Source organism: Arsenophonus sp. ENCA (genome assembly GCF_002287155.1).
Taxonomy (GTDB): Bacteria; Pseudomonadota; Gammaproteobacteria; order Enterobacterales; family Enterobacteriaceae; genus Arsenophonus; species Arsenophonus nilaparvatae.
Window position 1 is genome coordinate 1 of sequence record NZ_NHNG01000044.1, and the last position, 2423, is coordinate 2423.

At 43.6% G+C, this 2423-nt stretch carries 3 protein-coding genes and 2 pseudogenes; 3 read left to right on the forward strand and 2 right to left on the reverse strand.

Annotation, left to right across the window (positions count from 1 at the left end; translation table 11 throughout):
- Positions 1 to 497: transposase (locus tag CBG25_RS01075; RefSeq protein ID WP_290603900.1), on the forward strand; the 497-nt coding region annotated here is incomplete at its 5' end.
- A gap of 204 nt (positions 498 to 701) precedes the next feature.
- Here the strand turns inward: CBG25_RS01075 and CBG25_RS01080 are convergent.
- The gene (locus tag CBG25_RS01080) at positions 702 to 806 is read right to left on the reverse strand and encodes a helix-turn-helix domain-containing protein (RefSeq protein ID WP_290603902.1); all 105 of its coding nucleotides are present in this window, start codon (positions 804 to 806) and stop codon (positions 702 to 704) included.
- A 303-nt stretch (positions 807 to 1109) separates the two neighbouring features.
- Between CBG25_RS01080 and CBG25_RS01085 the strand changes: the two are divergent.
- Both CBG25_RS01085 and CBG25_RS01090 read left to right on the forward strand, forming a co-directional pair.
- Positions 1110 to 1406, forward strand: a pseudogene (locus CBG25_RS01085) (ATPase, T2SS/T4P/T4SS family); the annotation flags it as partial.
- Between the two features lie 183 nt (positions 1407 to 1589).
- Positions 1590 to 2063, forward strand: a pseudogene (locus CBG25_RS01090) (type II secretion protein E); the annotation flags it as partial.
- A 25-nt stretch (positions 2064 to 2088) separates the two neighbouring features.
- Here the strand turns inward: CBG25_RS01090 and CBG25_RS01095 are convergent.
- Positions 2089 to 2423: Hsp20 family protein (locus CBG25_RS01095; protein WP_290603906.1), on the reverse strand; the 335-nt coding region annotated here is incomplete at its 5' end.

Sequence of the window (2423 nt, forward strand, 5' to 3'; positions counted from 1 at the left end):
TTCGTAACTTAAGCACGGAGATTGAGAATCTGGATGCTCTTATCCTGACTCACCTTGACCAGAATCCTGAATTAAAAAAGGATTTTGACCTACTGACATCAATAAAATCCGTCGGTTTTCAGTTAGGTATGAATATGCTGGTTATCCTACGGAGTCATCGTTTCGACACAGCAGAGCAGGTTGCAGCATTTCTGGGCGTGGTTCCTGTTGAAAAATACTCCGGCACATCGGTCAGAGGAAAACCGAAGTTGTCTAAAATAGGACCGCCAGAAATGCGGGCAAAACTGTATCTGTCTTCGTTGTGTGGTTTGAGATTTAATCCGACGATGAAAACGATCTATGAACGATTATGCCTTCGCGGGAAAGCGAAGATGTGTGCCATTGGAGCACTTATGCGAAAACTTGTTCACTGGTGCTATGGGGTATTGAAGACACAAAAGCCGTTCGATGCTGATTACCTGCATTCAGATAGGCGTAGCGCATGTAAGGCTGCATGATGCTGTTTCATATGACGCAGTAGATAAACCGCCGAAACCCGGCGTAAGCCGGATGGGGCTATAAGAAAGCTTGTCGCCCACCCACCCTGAATAGCCATGCGGTTTTACAGTAGATTTAACCCCGTTAGCACGGTATAACCGCGATGTATCGGGGATTTGGTGCTGTCAGCAAGTTGACAGCACTTAGGGGGGTGTTGCCAAAACTTAAGGCGATCTTTTTCTTGACTTAGCACGGTAGCTTGAGCATGAAAGCCGTCGAGCAATCGCACGTATAGACATACCCTGGCGATGTAAAACAGAAATTTCCACTCTGACACGAGTTTCGCACCAATAAAAAAACGCTCTATTTTTAAGTTTAATTCAGCATGATATATAAATAGTCAAAACCTTATAAATCAAATACAACTTATTGTAATTTAAGAAAATTTATGTTTTTTAGTAACTTGCAGATTAATCATTGCTTTTAAGCCATTTTTAGAATTTTATATGCCTGTGCGAAACTCGTGTCTGATCTCCAATGTTATCATCGGCAGTACCTTAAAACTGCCATTTTTACTCTTGGTGGATCAGTTTTACATTAGCAAGTGGATCATTTTTACATTGGTAGCGACACTATGGGGCTATATCAACAAATTACCGATACGGCGACTGTTAACCATTGAAGACCCCCCCGAAGGCCGAATTTATGGCGCAATCCAGACGCCGATCATCGCTGATAAGAAAAACACCGAAGAAATCAAACGCGCATGGCTGCTATCGATGGCCTATGCCTTGCGATGCGATCCGGATGCGATTTTAAACGGTGAAATCCGCGATTTGGAATCTGCCATCACCGCACTGAAAGCGGCCATGACCGGGCATCTGCTGATGACGACACTTCACGCAAATGATGGCCTGAATATCCTTAAGCCTGTTGCTCAATAGTGAAATAAAACTGCTTTCAATAAAAACAAGTTAGATACATCTAAAAAACACAAAAATAGGTTATTTTTTGATCTTATATGGGTCATTTTTAATTCAAAAATTGATTATTTTATCATCAATGGCTGGTTTTTTTGTAAGTCACAATTAATTTTGCTATTGAGCAACAGGCTTCTTGAACGACTGGAAATAGAAGGGGTATCCGCACGGCTATTGGCCGATGCGCAGTTATTGATTGGGCTGATAAGCCAACGACTGGTACAGCGCTTATGCCCGCACTGCAAAGTGCCTTATCACCGGGTAGCCGGGCAGCTTGAGGCGGACGATCGCGATCTGATTGAACACCATTGCCAACCTGAAAAGGTGTTTATGCGCCATTTTGAAGGCTGCGAACACTGTTTTCATGGCATTGTCGGGCGTATCGTGGTGGCGGAAGTGATCGCACCGGATGCACAATTTTTTGAACTGTACCGGACAAAAAGTAAAGCGGCAGCGAAAACCTACTGGCATCGGACGCTTGGCGGCATGACGCGTAATCAGCACGTCTTGCACTACATCCATGCGGGAGAGGTTGACCCACTGGCGGCGCACTTCATTTGCCCGATTGATGAGGACAGTTATACGTTGTTGCCGTTAGAAAGTTAAAGCGCCCCAATTAGGGGCACTATGATTAAGCAGCGTTGTGTTCAAGGACACACCCGGATTCATTTTGAACGCCAATAGGAATCTTCTGCGGTTTTTCCTGTTCAGGGATCTCGTAGATAAATTGCAAGGTTAATAATCCTTTATCCAGCGTCGCTTGCTGAATCGTTATTCGATGCTCAAGGCTGAAATTTACAGAAAATCCATTTTTACTAATGCCTTGATGTAACCATTTCACACCTTCTTTTTCATCTTCTGATTCATTTTTCTCATCGCTCGCTTTACCACTGATGGTTATCTGATGATTATGCACAGAAATCTCCAATTCATCTTGTGAATAACCCGGCACACTAAACGTTAGCT